This is a genomic window from Okeania sp. SIO1H4 (genome assembly GCF_010672695.1).
GTDB classification, from domain to species: domain Bacteria; phylum Cyanobacteriota; class Cyanobacteriia; order Cyanobacteriales; family Microcoleaceae; genus Okeania; species Okeania hirsuta.
Genome location: NZ_JAAHGB010000162.1, coordinates 1 through 2,383, shown reverse-complemented (window position 1 = coordinate 2,383; position 2,383 = coordinate 1). Strand labels below are relative to the sequence as shown.

Here is a 2,383-nt window from a genome sequence, read left to right as displayed (position 1 = left end):
GCCAGAGAAAGAGAAGATATTGCCAGACAAAACTACTCATAAATTAGTTAAAGAAAATGACTTAATTGCCGTTGAAAACTTCAAGATTAAAGGAATAGCAAGAAACACGAAACTCTCAAAATCAATTGATGATGTAGCTTGGGGTATGGATTGAAAAATTGAATGCAGTGGCGGTAAAATGCGGTGTTCATGTAATTAAAGTCAACCCGAATCATACCTTTCACTCATTGTAGTAATTGTGGTCAGAAAGTACCATTAACTTGATCAGTTAGAATTCATTCTTGTCCATTATGTAAAATAGTTTTAGATAGAGATGAGAATGCTGCAATTAACATATTGCAATAAAACATTAAACGAGGTGGGTATCACCTTGCCTGCTTGTGGAGGCGTAAGACGTTAATCAACCTGTGTTCGTGCAACGTTGCGCCAGCAGGAGCAAGAAACTTTTTTGTTTGAGAAACTTCCGTTATCATCTCCGATTTAACGGGAGAGAACTTCACCTATACTGAAATATTAATATTAAAAATATATTCACAAGGAGCCTCCGTATACATGCAGTGGTCAAACTCTCTATCAACCCGTCCCTCATTAGAAGCAGCAGTTAAAGAAGTAGCACAAAAAAGTTTAGAATCATTAGGAACTACAGCAGATTTAGGACTGGTATTTATCTCCTCAGCCTTTACCAGTGAATATTCACGACTCATGCCTCTACTAAAAGAATATTTACCAGAAACAGTACTCGTCGGTTGTGGAGGTGGTGGTATAGTTGGTATGAATGATGATGGAAAACCACAAGAATTAGAACACCAACCAGCCATTAGTCTCAGTTTGGCACATTTGCCAGAAGTCACAGTAACAGCTTTTCACATCTGTGCAGAACAACTACCAGACTTAGACAGTTCTCCCGATGACTGGTGTAATCTCATCGGAGTACCTACTACAGACAATCCTCAATTTATTATACTCGCTGACCCATTTTCTGCCAAAATAAATGACTTGCTTCAAGGACTAGATTATGCTTATCCTAATTCAGCTAAAGTAGGAGGATTAGCTAGTAGTGGCCCTACTGGTAACAATGCAGGACTTTTTTGTGAAGACCGCCTTTGTGAAGAAGGAGCTGTAGGAGTCTCTCTATCTGGCAAGATTATTTTAGAAACAATAGTAGCACAAGGCTGTCGGCCTATTGGTAAACCATATCGTGTTACAGAAGGAGAACGTAATATAGTTCTAGAACTTGAAGAATTAGTTAGTTCTGACCAAATGGTAGGTGGTATTAAACAATCTCCGCTAGAAGCATTACAAGGCTTAGTACAAAATCTCAACGAACAAGACAGGAAGCTAGCAGAAAATTCTCTCTTTGTCGGTATAGTAAGAGACGAATTTCAGCAAAACTTAAAACAGGGAGATTTTCTAATTCGTAATTTAATTGGAGTTGACCCTAAAGCAGGAGCGATCGCCATTGGTGATAAGGTAAGGGCGGGCCAACGAATTCAATTTCATTTACGAGATGCTAATACCTCAGCAGAAGATTTAGAAATTTTACTAGAGCGCTATCAAAGAGAAGTTTCTTTTGAGACTAAATCTACAAATAATGCTACGGCTTTAATGTTTTCTTGTTTGGGACGAGGAGAAGGACTATATGGTAAACCTAACTTTGATTCTAGATTATTTAGTAGTTATTTGAATATCCCTATCAGTGGCTTTTTCTGTAATGGTGAAATTGGTCCGGTGGGTGGTAGTACATTTTTACATGGTTACACCTCTGTATTTGGTATTTGTCGTCAACCTTCTTGAAGAAGGAAGAAGGAAGAAGTGGATGGGGACTCAAACCTCAACCAATTGTCAACATCCTGTAGACGGCGGGGTATTATACCAATTTGATAAATTATTTGCTACATTTTCGCATTGTGGGGGAGTAGGGGAGCGTTGCATAAATGCGGGGTGATTTTAATCGTTTTGTGGAATGGGCATCTTGCCCGTTCCCGTTCCCCCCGTTCCTGATATTTTCACCGCAGGCAAGATACCCATCCCACTTATATTCATCCCGCCCCTCAGCAATGGCGTAGGGGAGTGGGTAGGGACGTTGCATGCAAGGTCTCTACGTTGAAGTAAACACAAGAATAATTAACAATAAATGGCTAATAATTGGACTTTGGACAAAAAGAAAAAGTGGTTAGCGTAAGTATTACACTAACTAATCGGTGATTGTATTAGAAATCAAATCTGGAATTATCTTCGTTTCTCACATTATTTATCATCCTGAAGATCATAGGATGGGTCTGGTTCAATTTCTCCACCAAAACAAATATCTAAATAACTTTCTTGAAGGGAATGAACAACTCTCTCCAACTCATCAATAAGATTCCTTCGAGTCATTTTTTCA

Annotated in this window: 3 protein-coding genes; 2 read left to right on the top strand and 1 reads right to left on the bottom strand. The window is 38.8% G+C overall.

The features are described from left to right. The first annotated feature begins 273 nt into the window (after nt 1-273). Together F6K06_RS34475 and F6K06_RS33365 are read left to right on the top strand one after the other, a co-directional pair. On the top strand, nt 274-345 hold the full coding sequence (locus F6K06_RS34475) for a zinc ribbon domain-containing protein (protein ID WP_275670474.1): 72 nt from the start codon (nt 274-276) through the stop codon (nt 343-345). A 207-nt stretch (nt 346-552) separates the two neighbouring features. Continuing rightward, nucleotides 553-1,794, top strand: coding sequence for an FIST N-terminal domain-containing protein (locus F6K06_RS33365; protein WP_287245397.1), 1,242 nt, complete (start codon nt 553-555; stop codon nt 1,792-1,794). Nucleotides 1,795-1,885: 91 nt separating this feature from the next. Here F6K06_RS33365 and F6K06_RS33360 read toward each other — a convergent pair whose 3' ends face one another. Continuing rightward, nucleotides 1,886-2,089, bottom strand: coding sequence for a hypothetical protein (locus tag F6K06_RS33360; protein ID WP_287245394.1), 204 nt, complete (start codon nt 2,087-2,089; stop codon nt 1,886-1,888). Nucleotides 2,090-2,383 lie beyond the last annotated feature (294 nt).